At 64.1% G+C, this 16055-nt stretch carries 18 protein-coding genes and 1 tRNA gene; 6 read left to right on the plus strand and 13 right to left on the minus strand.

Going from position 1 to position 16055, the window contains the following annotated elements:
- Nucleotides 1-102 precede the first annotated feature (102 nt).
- The 8 genes from cysP to AABQ55_RS00775 all read right to left on the minus strand — a co-directional run bounded on the left by cysP (nt 103) and on the right by AABQ55_RS00775 (nt 6692).
- On the minus strand, nt 103-1086 hold the full coding sequence (gene cysP, locus AABQ55_RS00740) for a sulfate ABC transporter substrate-binding protein (RefSeq protein WP_244769381.1): 984 nt from the start codon (nt 1084-1086) through the stop codon (nt 103-105).
- Nucleotides 1087-1228: 142 nt separating this feature from the next.
- Nucleotides 1229-2101 (minus strand): 3-hydroxybutyryl-CoA dehydrogenase, encoded by an 873-nt coding sequence (locus AABQ55_RS00745; RefSeq protein WP_244769380.1) that lies wholly within the window; start codon nt 2099-2101, stop codon nt 1229-1231.
- A gap of 148 nt (nt 2102-2249) precedes the next feature.
- Entirely contained in the window at nt 2250-3179 is a 930-nt protein-coding gene (locus tag AABQ55_RS00750; RefSeq protein WP_272806880.1) for an electron transfer flavoprotein subunit alpha/FixB family protein, read from the minus strand.
- Between the two features lie 23 nt (nt 3180-3202).
- Nucleotides 3203-3952, minus strand: a complete 750-nt coding sequence (locus tag AABQ55_RS00755) for an electron transfer flavoprotein subunit beta/FixA family protein (RefSeq protein ID WP_272806881.1) — start codon at nt 3950-3952, stop codon at nt 3203-3205.
- A 183-nt stretch (nt 3953-4135) separates the two neighbouring features.
- Entirely contained in the window at nt 4136-4924 is a 789-nt protein-coding gene (locus AABQ55_RS00760; protein WP_272806882.1) for a rhomboid family intramembrane serine protease, read from the minus strand.
- A 34-nt stretch (nt 4925-4958) separates the two neighbouring features.
- On the minus strand, nt 4959-5537 hold the full coding sequence (locus tag AABQ55_RS00765) for a cob(I)yrinic acid a,c-diamide adenosyltransferase (protein ID WP_272806883.1): 579 nt from the start codon (nt 5535-5537) through the stop codon (nt 4959-4961).
- 7 nt (nt 5538-5544) lie between these two features.
- Nucleotides 5545-5742: a twin transmembrane helix small protein gene (locus tag AABQ55_RS00770; protein WP_023514935.1), complete on the minus strand. Its 198-nt coding sequence runs from the start codon at nt 5740-5742 to the stop codon at nt 5545-5547.
- A 101-nt stretch (nt 5743-5843) separates the two neighbouring features.
- Nucleotides 5844-6692, minus strand: coding sequence for an SDR family oxidoreductase (locus AABQ55_RS00775; RefSeq protein ID WP_272806884.1), 849 nt, complete (start codon nt 6690-6692; stop codon nt 5844-5846).
- A 189-nt stretch (nt 6693-6881) separates the two neighbouring features.
- Between AABQ55_RS00775 and AABQ55_RS00780 the strand changes: the two genes are divergently transcribed.
- Nucleotides 6882-7826, plus strand: coding sequence for a YihY/virulence factor BrkB family protein (locus tag AABQ55_RS00780; RefSeq protein WP_244769374.1), 945 nt, complete (start codon nt 6882-6884; stop codon nt 7824-7826).
- Here AABQ55_RS00780 and gluQRS read toward each other — a convergent pair.
- Nucleotides 7773-8681: a tRNA glutamyl-Q(34) synthetase GluQRS gene (gene gluQRS / locus AABQ55_RS00785; protein WP_272806885.1), complete on the minus strand. Its 909-nt coding sequence runs from the start codon at nt 8679-8681 to the stop codon at nt 7773-7775. The two genes, AABQ55_RS00780 and gluQRS, sit on opposite strands and share 54 nt — an antisense overlap.
- Nucleotides 8682-8833: 152 nt before the next feature.
- On the opposite strand from gluQRS, the gene AABQ55_RS00790 reads away from it, so the two are divergent.
- Together AABQ55_RS00790 and AABQ55_RS00795 are read left to right on the plus strand one after the other, a co-directional pair.
- Nucleotides 8834-9484, plus strand: coding sequence for a DNA-3-methyladenine glycosylase family protein (locus AABQ55_RS00790; protein WP_272806886.1), 651 nt, complete (start codon nt 8834-8836; stop codon nt 9482-9484).
- Between the two features lie 106 nt (nt 9485-9590).
- Complete coding sequence (locus AABQ55_RS00795; protein ID WP_024271138.1) at nt 9591-10148, plus strand: HNH endonuclease; 558 nt, start codon at nt 9591-9593, stop codon at nt 10146-10148.
- Nucleotides 10149-10218: 70 nt separating this feature from the next.
- Here the strand turns inward: AABQ55_RS00795 and AABQ55_RS00800 are convergent, their stop codons facing one another.
- Complete coding sequence (locus tag AABQ55_RS00800) at nt 10219-10734, minus strand: disulfide bond formation protein B (RefSeq protein WP_398431381.1); 516 nt, start codon at nt 10732-10734, stop codon at nt 10219-10221.
- Between the two features lie 164 nt (nt 10735-10898).
- Here AABQ55_RS00800 and AABQ55_RS00805 point away from each other — a divergent pair.
- Nucleotides 10899-10983, plus strand: a tRNA-Leu gene (locus tag AABQ55_RS00805).
- Between the two features lie 81 nt (nt 10984-11064).
- Here AABQ55_RS00805 and AABQ55_RS00810 read toward each other — a convergent pair.
- Nucleotides 11065-11247, minus strand: a complete 183-nt coding sequence (locus tag AABQ55_RS00810; RefSeq protein ID WP_272806887.1) for a hypothetical protein — start codon at nt 11245-11247, stop codon at nt 11065-11067.
- Nucleotides 11248-11409: 162 nt separating this feature from the next.
- On the opposite strand from AABQ55_RS00810, the gene AABQ55_RS00815 reads away from it, so the two are divergent.
- The gene (locus AABQ55_RS00815; RefSeq protein ID WP_272806888.1) at nt 11410-11784 is read left to right on the plus strand and encodes a hypothetical protein; all 375 of its coding nucleotides are present in this window, start codon (nt 11410-11412) and stop codon (nt 11782-11784) included.
- A 147-nt stretch (nt 11785-11931) separates the two neighbouring features.
- Nucleotides 11932-12201 carry a hypothetical protein gene (locus AABQ55_RS00820; protein ID WP_272806889.1) on the plus strand — a complete coding sequence of 90 codons (270 nt, stop codon included), beginning with the start codon at nt 11932-11934 and terminating at the stop codon, nt 12199-12201.
- A 404-nt stretch (nt 12202-12605) separates the two neighbouring features.
- On the opposite strand, the gene AABQ55_RS00825 is transcribed toward AABQ55_RS00820, so the two are convergent.
- Both AABQ55_RS00825 and AABQ55_RS00830 read right to left on the minus strand, forming a co-directional pair.
- The gene (locus AABQ55_RS00825; RefSeq protein ID WP_272806890.1) at nt 12606-15173 is read right to left on the minus strand and encodes an HWE histidine kinase domain-containing protein; all 2568 of its coding nucleotides are present in this window, start codon (nt 15171-15173) and stop codon (nt 12606-12608) included.
- Entirely contained in the window at nt 15160-15717 is a 558-nt protein-coding gene (locus AABQ55_RS00830) for a biliverdin-producing heme oxygenase (RefSeq protein ID WP_272806891.1), read from the minus strand. Before AABQ55_RS00830 ends, AABQ55_RS00825 begins: the two co-directional genes overlap by 14 nt.
- Nucleotides 15718-16055 lie beyond the last annotated feature (338 nt).

Here is a 16055-nt window from a genome sequence, read left to right on the forward strand (position 1 = left end):
AAAAGCATGGGGACGCACTGTTCCGCCGGGATTTGCGCCCTTTTCACGCCACAACCGGCGGGGTTTTCGCCCGCCGGTCGCAATAGAACGAAGGTCGAGGGATCAACGGCTGCCGTAGATCTTGTCCAGCGTGCCGCCTTCGGCGAAGTGCTCCTCGGAGATCTTCTTCCAGCCGCCGAAGACGTCATCGACGTTCACCAGGCGGATCTCCGGGAACTGGTCCTTGAATTCGGCGGCGACCGTCTCGTCATGGACGCGGTGGCCGAATTCGGCGGCGATCTTCTGGCCTTCCGGCGCATAGAGGAAGTCGAGGTAGGATTTTGCAAGATCCCGGCTACCCTTGGCGTCGGCCACCTTGTCGACGATGGCGACCGGGAATTCGGCGAGCAGCGAGACGGAGGGCACGACGCTCTCGAACTTGTCCTCGCCGTACTGCTTGGCGATCGACTTGGTCTCCGCCTCGAAGGTGATGATGACATCGCCGATCTCGCGCTCGACGAAGGTCGTCGTCGCCGCGCGCCCGCCCGTGTCGAAGACCGGCACGTTGTCGAAGATCTTGGTGACGAATTCCTCGACCTTGACCGGGTCGTTGCCGAACGCCTCCTTGGCATAGGCGGTCGCGGCGAGATAGGTGTAGCGCGCATTGCCCGAGGTCTTCGGGTTCGGGAAGATGACCTTCACGTCGTCGCGGGCAAGGTCGGACCAGTCCTTGATGTTCTTCGGATTGCCGGCGCGAACGAGGAAGGAGGGGAAGGAATAGAAGGGCGAGGCACTGTTCGGGAACTTCTGCTGCCAGCCTTCCGCGACGAAGCCGTTCTTCACGAGGAAGTCGATGTCCGTCACCTGGTTGAAGGTCACGACGTCGGCTTCGAGGCCCTCGACGATGGCGCGCGCCTGCTTGGAGGTGCCGCCATGCGACTGGTCGACGGTGACGCCCGGATGCGCCTTCACGAAGGCCTCGTTCTCGGCAGCGAAAAGCTCGCGCGCCACGTCATAGGAAGCGTTGAGCAGCTTGTCGGCGGCCTGCGCGGAGAACGGAGCGGCGAGGCCAAGGAGAGCCACGCCGAGAAGGAGCAAACGTTTCATCTGAAAAAACCCCGAATGGAACCTGAATTCGGGCAGACAATAGCGACCGGCCGGTTCCGATCCGAGGCATGGCCTGCCGTGGCGCTTGCAGCAGGCGAAACATTTTTCCCTGAAAGGGACGGCTCGGGGAATGTCCGGCCGCTCAGCGCGTCGGGACCGGAACCTCGCCGCGATAGTCGTAGAAACCGCGGCCGGATTTGCGGCCGAGCCAGCCGGCCTCGACATATTTCACCAGCAGCGGGCACGGACGATACTTCGAGTCGGCGAGCCCGTCGTGCAGCACCTGCATGATCGACAGGCACGTATCGAGGCCGATGAAATCGGCAAGCTGGAGCGGGCCCATCGGATGGTTGGCGCCGAGCTTCATCGCCGTGTCGATGGCTTCCACCGAGCCGACGCCCTCATAGAGCGTGTAGATCGCCTCGTTGATCATCGGCAACAGGATGCGGTTGACAATGAAGGCCGGGAAATCCTCCGCGACGGTGATCGTCTTGTCGAGCTTGGCGACGAATTCCTTGGCGGCGGAGAACGTGCTTTCCTCGGTCGCGATACCGCGCACGAGCTCCACCAGCTTCATGACCGGAACGGGGTTCATGAAATGGATGCCCATGAAGCGTTCCGGCCGGTCGGTGGCGGACGCCAGCCGGGTGATCGAGAGCGAGGAGGTGTTGGTCGCAAGGATCGCTTCGGGCTTCAGCACCGAACAGACCTGGCCGTAGATCTTGCGCTTGACGGTCTCGTCCTCGGTCGCCGCCTCGATGACGAGATCGGCGTCGGAGAGGTCGTTGATGTCTGCCGACCCCTTGATCAGGGCGAGCGCCTTCTTGCGCTCCTCGTCGGTCATCTTGCCGGAGGAAACCTGGCGGGCGAGGTTGCCGTTGATCGTGGCGAGCCCGGTCTCGATGCGCTCCGGCGACAGGTCGTAGATATGGACCTTGTACCCGGCCATGGCAGAGACGTGCGCGATCCCGCATCCCATCTGGCCCGCACCGACAATACCGACGTTCTTGATCATAGCGCCTATCGCCCCATCGCACCGCCTACGCCTCTACCGCGTCGGCAAAAAAACACCGGGCCGGCGAGCCGGCCCGGTGAAGTGATAAAGCGCCGCGACGCATTTTTCCAGTGAAATCATCGTCGCGAAAGCCGGACCCAAAGCCGGCTCAAAGCGCCTTTTCGAGTTCGGGCAGGGCGTCGAAGAGGTCTGCGACGAGGCCGTAGTCTGCGACCTGGAAGATCGGCGCCTCCTCGTCCTTGTTGATCGCCACGATCACCTTACTGTCCTTCATGCCCGCCAGATGCTGGATCGCGCCCGAGATGCCGCAGGCGATGTAGAGCTGAGGGGCGACCACCTTGCCCGTCTGGCCGACCTGCCAGTCGTTCGGCGCATAGCCCGCATCGACCGCAGCGCGGGACGCACCGACTGCCGCGCCGAGCTTGTCGGCCACCGGCAGGATCACCTCCTGGAACTTCTCCGAAGAGCCGAGCGCACGCCCGCCCGAGATGATGATCTTCGCGGATGTCAGCTCCGGACGGCCCGACGAGGAGAGGGCGTCGGATATGTGGGTGGAAAGGCCGGGGTTCGCCGCGGCCGAGACCGTCTCGATCGCTGCGCTGCCGCCTTCGCCTGCCGCGGCGAAGGACGCCGTGCGCACCGTGATCACCTTCTTCGCATCCGTCGACTGGACCGTCTGGATCGCATTGCCCGCATAGATCGGACGCTTGAACGTGTCGGGGGAAACGACCTCGACGATCTCCGAGACCTGCGCCACGTCGAGCAGGGCGGCAACGCGCGGCAGGACGTTCTTGCCCACCGAGGTGGCGGCCGAGACGATGGCGTCATAGCTGCCGGCAAGCGACACGATCAGCGCGGCCAGCGGCTCGGCGAGGTTGTTGGCGAGGCTTGCATCGTCGGCGAGCAGAACCTTCGTCACGCCCGACAGCTTCGCCGCCTGTTCGGCCGCAGCTTTCGCATTGCTGCCGGCGACGAGCACATGCACGTCGGAGCCGATCTTGCTCGCCGCCGTCAGCGCCTTGGCGGTCTGGTCGGAAAGGTGGGTGTTGTCGTGGTCTGCCAGAAGAAGAATGGCCATGATGATGTTCTCCCTTTCCGTTCTCAGAGCACGCCGGCTTCGGTCTTGAGCTTGTCGACCAGCTCGGCGACGCTCTTCACCTTGACGCCCGCCTTGCGGCCCGACGGTTCTTCCGTCTTCAAGACCTTGAGGCGCGGGGCGGTATCGACGCCGAAGTCGCCGGGCGTCTTCCTGTCGAGCGGCTTCTTCTTCGCCTTCATGATGTTCGGCAGCGAGGCGTAGCGCGGCTCGTTGAGGCGAAGGTCCGTCGTGACCACCGCCGGAAGCTTGACCTCGATGGTCTGCAGGCCGCCGTCGACCTCGCGCGTTACGGTCGCCTTGCCATCGCCGATCTCGACCTTCGAGGCGAAGGTCGCCTGCGCCCAGCCGAGCAGCGCCGACAGCATCTGGCCGGTCTGGTTCGAATCGTCGTCGATCGCCTGCTTGCCGACGATGACCAGACCCGGCGCTTCTGCTTCCGCCACGCCCTTGAGGATCTTGGCGACCGCCAGCGGCTCGACCTGGTCCTCGGTCTCGACCAGCACCGCCCGGTCTGCGCCCATGGCAAGGGCCGTGCGCAGCGTCTCCTCGGCCTTCGCCGGGCCGATCGACACCACGACCACTTCCTCCGCCTTGCCCGCCTCCTTCAGCCGAAGCGCCTCTTCCACCGAAATCTCGTCGAACGGGTTCATCGACATCTTCACGTTCGCAAGCTCGACACCCGAGCCATCCGCCTTCACGCGGATCTTCACGTTGTAGTCGACGACACGCTTGACTGGCACCAAGATCTTCATGGCTTCCTTCCTTCAAATGCCCGCGAGGGAAAATGCGCCTTTGAAAGGCGCCCTGATTGTCGGTTGGCGACATCGATACGCGTTTTTTCCCCAATTACAATGCATCACGGCCTCCCCCGACGCGAAAACGGACGGGTTATAAATTACCTTTACGTTCACGTCAATTTTCTCATCGCGACGCGCTCACCGCCCCCAGTGGGTCGGCGGCACGGAGGGCCGGGAGGCAGCCTCCTCGCTGCTGGCAACGGGCGTCGCCTCGACATGCCGCACCGCCTTCGGCGTGACGATGGTCCGGTCGAACAGCGGCACGCCCCGCCGCCGCAGCACGAGCACGAGAAGCGCGCCCGCGAGGATGCCGCCGACATGGGCGCCCCAGGAAACACCGCTGTCGCCGTCGACCACCAGCATGTAGAACTGCTGGGCGATCCAGAAGGCGAGCGGAATGACCGCAGGCAGCGGCAGGGGAATGCGGAAGAACACCAGCACCCAGACGCGCACCTTCGGATGCAGCAGGAAATAGGCCGCCACCACGCCGGAGATCGCCCCCGAGGCACCGATCAGCGGCGCCTCCGAATCCGGCTGCACGAGGCCGTGCACCAGCGCGCCGGCCGCCGCGCAGAGGAGGTAGAAAAGGAGGAAGCGGACATGGCCGAGCGCATCCTCGACATTGTCGCCGAACACCCAGAGGAACAGCATGTTCGAGGCAAGGTGCATGAAGTCCCCATGCAGGAACGCATAGGTGATGTAGGTCGCGTCCTCCGGCACCAGCACGAGACTGGGCTCCAAGTCGGCGAAATCGAAGACGACCGCGGGGATATAGCCGAGGCCGACCACCGTCGCGTCGGAAAAGGCCTGCGTCGAGGCAAGGCCCGTCACCAGCCAGACCGCGACATTGATCACGATCAGGCTGATCGTGACATACTGCACCTTGATGTATTTCAGGGCGTTCGCATCGTGCAGCGGTATGAACATGGATCCCCTTCCCCGAGGCGCGCTGGAAGCGAGCTTACCTGTTCTGACCCGGAACCCACAATATGTCCGTACGCCCCTTGTCGTTGACCCAGCGCGCGGCGACGAAGAGGAAGTCGGAGAGCCGGTTGATATAGGCCGCGGCCGCGGCCGAGACCGCCTCGCCCTCGCAGGCCTGCAAGGCCACGATCCGCCGCTCCGCCCGGCGCGCCACGGTGCGCGCAAGGTGCAGGGCCGCCGCCGCGGGCGTTCCGCCCGGCAGGACGAAGGAGCGCAGCGGCTGAAGATCGGCATTGAGCAGGTCGATTTCCCGCTCCAGCCGGTCCACCTGCGCCTGCGCGATGCGCAGCGGCTCGTAGTCGAGCCTCTTGCCGGTCTCCGGCGTCGCCAGGTCCGCCCCGAGGTCGAACAGGTCGTTCTGGACGCGCATCAGCATCGCGTCGAGATCGGGATGCTCGACAAGATGCTGGCGCACGAGGCCGATGCAGGAATTGGCCTCGTCCACCTCGCCATAGGATTCGACGCGCAGGTCATGCTTCTTGCGGCGCGGCCCGGCGACGAGGCCGGTCGTGCCGTCATCGCCCGTGCGCGTGTAGATCTTGTTGAGCTTGACCATGTTCCCCTCAGCGCCCGCCGCCCGTGATCCAGAGCGTCAGCATGATGAGGACGATCGCGATCGCCTGCAAGAGCACGCGAAGCTGCATCAGCTTGTTCGAGGTGTTGCCGCTGCCGCCCTTGGCCATGTTGACGAGACCGCGCACCAGCACGATGGCGACGAGGCCCATGACGAGCAGGGTCATGAAGGTAAGGAAGGAAGACATGCCAACGATCCGATTTGATTTCCGTCAGCCCTATTCACATAGGGCATTCCGCGCAAAGTGCACGCTTTTTGCAGGCGAAACCCCTGCGACGCCGCGCCGCGTCAGCCAAGCTTGCCGATGATCCGATAGAAGAGCGCCGCCGGCAGCAGCTTTTTCAGGAGCACGCCCTGCTTGGCCGGCATCGTGACGATATAGTGCGGCCGCGGCGATTTCGCCGTCAGCGCGTGGCGCAGCACCGCATGCACCGCCTCGGGGCCGAGCTTTCCGCGCGCGGGCTTTGCCTCGCCGCGCAGCCGGCGCAACTGGCGGCGATACTCTTCCGCATGCACGGAATTTTCAAGATCGATGTTCCGCTCGATATGCGTCAGCGCGTTGGCCGTGAAACGCGAGGCGATCGGCCCGGGCTCGATGAGGCTGACATGCACGCCCGAGCCCGCAAGCTCCATGCGCAGTGTCAGCGACAGGGCCTCGAGCGCGAATTTCGAGGCGTTATAGGCGCCGCGCCAGCGATAGGGCACGATGCCGAGGATCGACGAGCACTGCACGATGCGTCCAGAACCCTGCCGGCGCATGACGGGAATCACCCGCCGCGTCAGGTCGTGCCAGCCGAAGACATTGGTTTCGAACTGCATCCGCAGCGCCTCGACCGGCAGGTCCTCGACGGCACCGGCCTGGCCGTAGGCGCCGTTGTTGAAGAGCGCATCGAGCCGGCCGCCGGTGCGCGCCAGCACGGTCTCGACAAGCGCGGCGATCGTCTCCGGCTTCGTATAGTCCATCAGCAGCACCTCGATGCCGTCGGCCTCGAGGCTCGCCAGATCCTCCTGCCGGCGCACCGTCGCGAAGACGCGCCAGCCTTCCGCCTTCAGCGCCCGGGCGCAATGGGCGCCGATGCCCGAGGAGCATCCCGTGACGATGATGCTCGGCGGCGTTGACGCATTTGAAGAAGGCATGGCGGTTTCCTGTACAAATCTGCTCGTGTTTCCCATATTCACCACCAGTGCCGCACGTCGTTCCGATGCACGGGCGCGTGGCGGACCATAATCCGGGTCGCCCTTGAACCGATCCCGATGTAAGGGGTTATGCCCGGGCAGACAATGCGAGAGACGGCCGAAGACGGCCGCGAGGGACCGAGATTGCCGATGCCGACCGCCATTCGCCTTGCCTACAAGGTCGTCTTCGATGCGATCTGGCACTTTTCCGAAGACGACGGCTGGGCGATGGCGAGCCATGTCGCGCTCTCGACGCTGCTGGCGATCTTCCCCTTCCTGATCTTCGGCACGGCGCTCGGCTCCTTCCTTGGCGCTGACCAGTTCGCCGAAACCGCCGTGCACCTGATCTTCGATACCTGGCCGGAATCGATCGCCGCACCGATCTCGCGCGAGGTCGTCGCGGTGCTCACCATCCCGCGCGGCGGCTTGCTGACGGTCTCCGTGCTCGCCGCCGCCTATTTCGCCTCGAACGGGGTGGAGGCGCTGCGCGTCTCGCTCAACCGCGCCTACCGGGTGGCCGAGACGCGCTACTGGTACGTCACGCGCCTCGCCAGCCTCGGCTTCGTCATCGCCGGCGTCCTGGCATTGGCGGTCATCAGCATCGTGCTCGTCGCCGCGCCCCTTGCGGTCCGGGCGACGGGCGATTGGCTGCCCTGGCTCACGTATGTCTATTCCTGGGTGGAAAGCTGGGGGCTGTTCGGCACCATCCTGGTGCTGCTCGTCGGCCTCCTGATCGCCCATCTATGGCTACCGGCCGGCCGACGGAAGATCGCCGACGTGCTGCCCGGCATCCTGGTGACGCTCATCGCCTGGGGCATCGGCGCCTATGCCTTCGCCTCCTACCTCGCCACCTTCGCCAACTATGTCTCGACCTATGCCGGCCTCGCCTCGATCATGATCGCGCTGGTCTTCCTCTACATCGTCGGGGCGATCTTCATCATCGGCGCGGAGATCAACGCGGCGCTGATGAAATACCGGGTGAAGCACCTGATCCTCGACCGGATCCGCGGCGTGCGCAAACCGCCGCAGCCCGAGGAGGATTCAATGGAGGACGAAGCCATAGCCCGCGAGCAGGGCGCGAATGCCGGCCGGTGACACGCCCCTTTCCCGATAGGCCGCAAGGCCGGTATCCTCGTTGCTCTTGGACAGTTTCCGCCCATCCGGCCCCGGCACCAGCCCATGGTGCCGATAGGAGGGCGCCGGCAGGCCGAGCAGGCTTTGCAGGAGGCGGTGCACGGCCGTCGCATGAAAGAGATCCTGCCCGCGCACCACGTCGGTAATGCCCTGCGCCGCATCGTCGAGCACCACGGCAAGGTGGTAGCTCGCCGGCGCATCCGGCCGCGAGAGGATGACATCGCCCCAGCGCTCCGGCCGCGCCGCGACGGTGCCCGTCTCGCCCTCCGGCCCCTCGCCCGCCTCCGACCATGAGAGCGCCTCCGGCACGAGCGCCAGCGCCTTCTCCATGTCGAGCCGCCAGGCGTGCTGGCGGCCTGCAGCGATCCAGCCGAGCGCCCGGTCCCGGTCGAGCGAGCGCTCCTCCGTCGGATAGAGCGGCGCGCCGTCGGGATCGCGCGGCCACACGCCGCCCGCGGCCTCCTGCGCCAGAACCCGCGCCTTCACCTCGCCGCGGCTGAGGAACCCCGGATAGAGCACGCCCATCGCTTTCAGCCGCTCCAGCGCCCCGCCGTAGAAGGCAAGGTGCTCCGACTGGCGCCGCACCGGCTTTTCCCAGTCGAGGCCGAGCCAGGCGAGATCGCGATAGATCGCCGCTTCGAATTCGGGCCGCGAGCGGGCGGGATCGATGTCTTCCATGCGCAGCAGGAAGCGCCCGCCGCAGGCCGCGGCAAGGTCGTGGTTGAGGATCGCCGACAGCGCATGGCCGAGATGCAGAAGGCCGTTCGGGCTCGGCGCGAACCGGAAGACACGATTTTTTGACAAAGCAGTTTGCATGAGGTCTTCTGGCACGAAGAGGTGCGTTACGCCACCAAAGCATGCCGCGCAGAGGCGCGCAGCGGTTTGCCAAGGGTCTTGGGACAAGTGAAGACCTGAACCGCAAAGGCCGCGGTGACGGCAGGGGGTCGAGGCCGCTCGGGAAAATGCAGTTGCACATGATCAGGACGGATGCGGATGTCGCAGCGGGTCTCGTCGACCTCGCCTTGCTCGACGCGCGCCTTTTCACCGTCATCGACAAGGCCGGCCCCGTGCCGCTTCGCCGTCTCTCGCCCGGTTATCGCGGCCTTGCCGGCATCATCGTCGCGCAGATGGTCTCGCGCGCCAGCGCGGACGCCATCTGGCATCGGCTCGAGAAGACGGCCGGCGACATCACGCCCCACCATATCCTCGATCTTTCCGACGAGGATTGCCGCGCCGTCGGCCTCTCGCGCGCCAAGACGGAGACGCTGCGCCGTGCCGCGGAAATGGTCGACCGCGGCGAACTCGATCTCGACGCGGTCTGCCACATGGAGGCGGCAGCGGCCAGTCGCAGGCTGACCGCGGTCAAGGGCATCGGCCGCTGGACGGCGGATGTCTACCTGCTCTTTTGCGGCGGCCATCCGGATATCTTCCCGTCCGGCGACATCGCGCTGCAAAACGCGGTGGCCCATGCGCTCGGCCTTGCCGTGCGCCCGAGCCCGCAGGAACTTGACCGGATCGCGGAGGGCTGGTCGCCCTGGCGCGGCGTCTCCGCCCGGCTGTTCTGGGCCTACTATTCCCGGGAGATGCGCCGCGAGGCGGTGCCGGTGCTCGAAGGCTGAGCTTCCCGCGAAATAGCTTGTTTTCGCTTTTCCTTTCCCGCTTCACAATGCTGTAACAACGGGCCTAATATAGAAGGGCAGATGCCGAATCGATCAGGAGAAGCCCTTGACGATTTCTGTTTCACCACAGGCCCTGCCAGCCCTTGTACTGAATGCTGACTACAGGCCGCTGAGTTATTATCCCTTGTCGCTCTGGTCCTGGCAGGACGCGATCAAGGCCGTGTTTCTCGACCGCGTAAACATCATCGCCGAATACGAGCATTCGGTGTCTTCCCCGAGTTTCACGATGCGCCTGCCAAGCGTCGTGTGCCTGAAAACATACGTGCAGCCGTCACGCCACCCGGCCTTCACCCGGTTCAACGTGTTCCTGCGCGACAGGTTCGAATGCCAGTACTGCGGGTCGCCGGACGACCTGACCTTCGACCATGTCATCCCCCGCGCCCATGGCGGCGAGACGACCTGGTGCAACGTGGTCGCGGCCTGCTCCCCGTGCAATCTGAGAAAAGGCAGCAAGCTGCCGAAGCAGGCGGGCATGCACCCGCATCAGAAGCCCTACCAGCCGACGGTTCAGGATCTGCACAACAACGGGCGACTGTTTCCACCCAACTATCTGCACGAAAGCTGGATGGACTATCTCTACTGGGACGTCGAACTGCAGCCCTGATGCCGGAATCGCAGAGACGCCAGGCGTTTTTGCGGCACCCACAGGCATTTGCGACCGGGTTGCGGGGATATCAAGCTTTCGCCGACCGCACGCCCGAAAAGGCGATCGCGGCGAGGATGAGGCTTGCGATCACATTCCAGCCGGCAAAGGAGAGGCCGAGGAAACGGAAGGAGGCTTCCGTGCAGGATGGCCCGTGCTTGGAATTGAGGTCGGCAAGGAGATCGCCGGCATTCTGCGTGACGCCCTGCGCCGAGGTCGCGCAGGTCGCAGGTCCCTCCCAGAAGCCCCATTCGACACCCGCGTGGTAGACGCCCATGCCCGCGCCGACGAGCATCATGATGCCGGCGATGGCGAGCAGGAGCCGCGTCAGCCAGGCCGGGCCGCCGAAGAGCGCCGACAGCAGCGCGGCAATCGCGACCGGGATGCCGTAATAGTAGGGATCGCGCTGCAACAGGCAGAGCGCACAGGGAATATAGCCGCCGATATGCTCGAAGCCGAGCGCCCCGCCCACGGTCGCCGCCATGCCGAGCGTCAGGAGGCCTGCGGATGTCTTGCGGGAAAGGTCGAGGGATGCGGTCATCGGCATTGTCCAATCGGGCCGGCGGGGATGCCGGCGGAACGGCGCCGAGTTCTATCAGGTGAGGCGACGTTGTAAATCACCCGCACGCATATGTGATCATAAGCGCGTGCGGATTTGCCGGTTGCCGCCCGTGAACGCATCGTGTAAACGGCGATGGCTGCAAGTGCCGTGCCCCATTGGCGGAACTGGTAGACGCGCTCGACTCAAAATCGAGTTCCGAAAGGAGTGCTGGTTCGATTCCGGCATGGGGCACCATAACTTTTCAGGAAATGCCGGTTTCTCAGGCGTTGCAGCCAATGTGGCAGATTTACCCCATCGTTCAAGGATTGCGGCGACTTAGCGTGCCGGCGGATCCTGCACCGGCTGCACATCGGGAACATCCGGGCCGGGCTCGGGAATATCATCCGGCACCACATCGGGGGCCGGCTCTTCGATAGGCCGCTGCGGCACATCCTCGGGCAGGTCGGGCGAGCGCTCGGGCGGCGTCTTCGGGCCGGAATGTTCGGTCTCAACGGTCATGTTCATCTCCTCTCGATATGAGAACCGGCCCGACGCTGCAATGTTCCCTTGGCGCGTTCGATGACGCGATGCGCAAACCGCTGACGCCGGAGGATATTTGACCGAACGTGATGCGGTGATATTTTCCTTCGCATCTCAGGAGGCAAGACATTGCGACGAGCTGTGACCGTACTCTTTGCCATGACCTTGGTGTCATGCCAGACGCCCGCGCCGGAGGAGGTACTAACCCCGCAAACGGGCCGTTATGCATTGACCGCCGAGGACCAGGCCGCGATAGAGGCAGGGATTGATCGCTCTTCCGGGCAACAAGGATCGAAACTCGTGGAGGCGACAGCCGCGGCCGAAAGTGGCGGAGGAACCTATGTCTGCGGTACTTTCAGTATTGCCAGGGGCGGTGAACAGCGCCGCTTTATCGGCAAGCTGACCCACGTTTCGAGCGAGACGTTCAACACCGTTCTGTTCACCGTCATGGACATGGTTGCCTCGGCGGACGCCGCCGGCTTGGACGAGCGATGCAAGGTTCACGGCGTGATGTAGCCGGCATCGAAACATGCGTGTTCATCCGCCGTTCATCTGGCGGAAGCCAAGTTTGCCAAGCCGCTGTGCATGCGGCAAGAGAGGCCCGTAAAGCATCCCCATGCCCTCGGCGGGCCTCTCCCTGTCATCGCAGTGATGGAGGCGCTGTTGGACATGGACACGACACGCGATGTTCTGAAAGAAGCGATCGACGATATCGTTCGTGAAGAAAGGCAGCGGGCGGCGCGGGACCTGCTACGCATTGCCGAAGGGATTGCAGATCTCGCCAAGGCCAGCAGAGCGGCCTTGGATATGGCCGGAGACCATGCCGGGAACGAAGCCCTCGACCACGAAACGCAGGGATTTCAGAGCGGCAAGGGCGACAGGACGGCAACGACCGGAGCGCTGGCTGCACAATGCCCGCGGGTCAGCAGATAGATCGCACCGCCGAGCAGGAACCCGGCCGCGCCGTATATGACGAACCAGAAGCGCGAGAGATAGCCGTCCCAGCTCCGAATCCGCGATGTGACTTCACAAGCGACCGAGAAAAAGACCAACCCGACGAGGGCATATGCAATCGCGCCATCACACCTGAGGATGCGAATGAAGTCATCCAAACTCAACCCGCCCTCCTCAGATTGCCCCCCACAATCAAAACCACGTCCACGCCGCCCAAAAACAGGCATAGGCAATGACGCCGATAATGAAAATCAAAGCGAGCTGCCGAGCCATAACACAACATCTCCCCTGGTCCGACAACGAGAAGATGCATCGTCCGGGCGGCGGAGTCGATAGCGGCCGGCATGCTCCCCTAATTATCCGCGCCTGCAAGTTGTCTCCGCTCAGCTCTTGTCCCTGCCGGGACCCGGCTGCTGACTTTCGATCAGGGATCCGAGTGCCGCCACGATCGCGTTCCGGCTATAAGGCTTGCGCACGATGGGAACGCCTGCCAATGCTTCAGGGAGTTCTGCGCCCTCTCCGTAGCCTGTCGCGAACACAAAGGGCGTCCCTCTTTTGCGCAGTTCTTCGGCGACGGCGAAGGAGTTCGTCGGGCCGAGATTGATATCGAGGATAGCAAGGTCGGGCGGGTTGGCTTCGATCTGTGCCATTGCCTGCTTGACGGAGCTGGTGGTCGCAACCTTCGACAGGCCCTCATCGGCGAGCATGGCCTCCAGGTCGAGGGCTATGAGGATCTGGTCCTCGACGATGAGCACCGCTGGATCGGCTGCGCTCAAAGCGTTGGGTCGCTCGGACGTGTCATCCACCATGCGCGTTGCCGGCCCCGAACCGGATGACGCGAGCTTCACATGCGGGGGCGGAATCCTGAAGACGGCTTCCAGCCCGGACGGCTCGAAGCGGATCGTGCTTTCGCCGTTGAGGTCGTAGGGAACGCTCCGCTCGATCAATGCGCTGCCGAAGCCGCTGCGGGAGGGAACATGCACGACAGGGCCGCCCTGCTCGCGCCAACGGATCTCGCAGACGGCCTCCCCGGTCATCGCCCAGGAAATCTCCACGGAGCCCGTCGCCATCGACAAGGCCCCGTATTTGGCGGCATTGGTCGCGAGTTCGTGAAACACCAGCGCCATGACGGAGAAGGCCCGGCTGTCGAGCCAGACGGACGGGCCGGAAAGGCTGATGGTCGATGCCTTTGCCCTGTAGGGCTGAAGTTCCGCCTGCAGCAGCTCGGCGAGGATGCCGCCGCCATCGCCGCGAACCACCTGGTCATGGGCGACCGAGAGGGCCTCGATGCGGCCCTGAAGAGTGGCGACATAGTCCTCAAGCGTGCTCTTGTGATGCTGCGGGCTCGTCACCAGCGACTTGATGACGGCCAGGATGTTCTTCACACGGTGGCTCAGTTCCTGGTTCAGCATGCGCTGCCGCACTTCGGACTTGCGCCGCTCGCCGGCCATCAGTTCGTTGTGGCGCAGAACGATCTCGACGATGGAAACCCGCGCTATTTCCGCAATTTCCCGCTCGGGCTCCGTCCAGGCCTGAGCCTGGTCCTTCACCGTTTCCTTCCAGATCGCAAAGCTCTTGCGCGGCGTAAGCCGGTCGCCAAGCGGACCCGTCTCGTAGGTCTTTTCCGGATTGCCCGCCCAGTCGAGCGTCTGCACCAGTTCCTTTCGGAAGAAGAGCAGGCAATCCGATCCTGTCTGCGAGAGCGGAATAGCGAGCACGCCGGCCACGCGGTCGCCGTAGGCCGCGGCTTCGGGCACCTTCTGCGACAGCGCATGGGTCGCCCATACGCGGCCTTCGCTGACCATCCTGATGAAACCGAGGAGATGGGGGACCGCGTCCTCCGGCGGGGTGGCGCCGAGACACGTCCACTTTCCCTCGAACATCACGCCGACACCGTCATTCGGCAGGAGCCGGGAGAATTCGCGCAGGCTCTGGCGCAGCAGTTCGCCGACGTCCTCGTGATGGGACGATAGGATGAGGAACCGGTCGAGCGCCTCGCGGGTGCCGGCAACGGCCGCGACACGCCGGCGCTCCTTGAGTGATTTGAGGTGCAGGGAGAAGAATTCGCCGAACACCTCCATGGCCACGCGCTGCGCCATGGGCAAGGCGCGCGGCGAATAGTGATGGCAGGCGATCAGTCCCCAAAGCGTGCTATCGAGGATGATCGAGATCGACATGGACGCCGCCACGCCCATGTTGCGCAAATATTCGCAATGGATCGGCGAGACGCTGCGCAGATGCGCAAAGCTGAGATCGAGAGGCTCGCCGGACGCGTCGAGCACGGGGCTGACCGGCACCCGCTCGCCGCTGGTATCGGCTATGACGCGGATCGTGTTCTTGAGATAGAGCGTGCGCGCCTGCTGTGGAATGTCGCTCGCCGGAAAGTACTGGCCGAGGAAGCTCTCGAGATCCGCGCGTTTCGTCTCGCTGACGACCTTGCCCGAGCCGTCCTGCTCGAAACGATAGATCATCACGCGGTCGTAGCCGGTCGCGCCCGCAACGATCCGCCCCGCGCGTTGCACGAGGCGATCGACATCCATGATATCGCTGATGCGCCCGATCATTTCCCGCGCGATGTGCAGCGGCTGGCCGACGGAGGGCGCCGGCTCGAACTCGATGATGACGGCAGACTTGTAGTGATGGATCGCGATGTCAAACACGCGCTCGCCGCACACCATGTCGAGAAGAAGCGCTGGCCGCGACACGCTCGACGCCGTTGCGAGTGCGTTGCGCAGGTCATGCAGCAGTTTTTGTCCGATAACGTCGACGGCGCTGCGGCCGAGCGGATTGCAGTCGTGGCCAAGAACCGCCCGTGCATTCTCGGAAGCCCTCTCGATCCTCGTCAGGCCGATATCGCAGGCAAGAAGGCATCCATGCGACTGGATGCTGCCCGGGATGTGGATAGGCTCGCTGTCGCAGGTATCGAGATTGACGGGTTCAGTGGACGACAAGAAGTTCACTTTCAAAGCATTGCAGCGCGAGCGCGAAGACGGCATTGGCGGACGCAGCAGCCTGGTCGATGTCGAAGTCCCCAGCCTCGTCCAAGAGCAGGAGAAAAGCGTGCCACTGCGTCAGGTCCTTCGACAGGACGGCGAGATGCCGCGCGCCAAAGGCCTCGTCAAGCCCAAGCGCCGCCGCCCGCCGGCAAAGAACCCGCGCACCGAGCGTGGAGCCCTCCAGCACATAGAGCGCACCGAGCAGGGCACTTTGGTCGGCAAGCGCGATGTCGTGGCTGGCCTCACCCGCGGCCGGAAGGCCGAGATCGATTGCGTCCTTGTCAAGCGATCTGGCGAGGGCGGTAGGACGCCAGGACCAGCCGGCCGGCCAGACGACACGCTGCAACGCCCCATCCATCGCGGCCCGGAAACAGGCAAGCCCCATCAGATAGTGCCGATATTCATCAATGGTGCAGAAGCCTCCGACCGCTGCATCCAATCGCTCATGCGCCGTCCGCGTGCGTTTCCTCAGATCAAAGCGTCGTTCGCTACCGTCCATCTCTTCTCCACATCGGGAATACCAACATCGCCCGATGCTCAATTCACCCGCCTTCCTCTGTTTGAAACGGCGGCGTCTCAATCAAATACTGGCAGGACGCAGCGGAACCGGCGAACAAATCGCCGTGGAAGGTAGGTCGCTGCGTCCCTCACGACAAGTGCAAGCAGGACCGTTTGGGTAAGAAAGAAAAGCGGCGTGCGCGCTCAACGCATTTTTTGATAGTTCACACGGCCGCGGACATGGGGATTCGCCGAGAGACGTTTCCGCAAGTCCGCCCAACACCGCCACCGGCATGGCGAGAAAGTCCCGGCGCAACCGAATAGGCCGGCTGGATCAGC

Source organism: Shinella sp. WSD5-1 (genome assembly GCF_963942435.1).
GTDB classification, from domain to species: Bacteria; Pseudomonadota; Alphaproteobacteria; order Rhizobiales; family Rhizobiaceae; genus Shinella; species Shinella yambaruensis.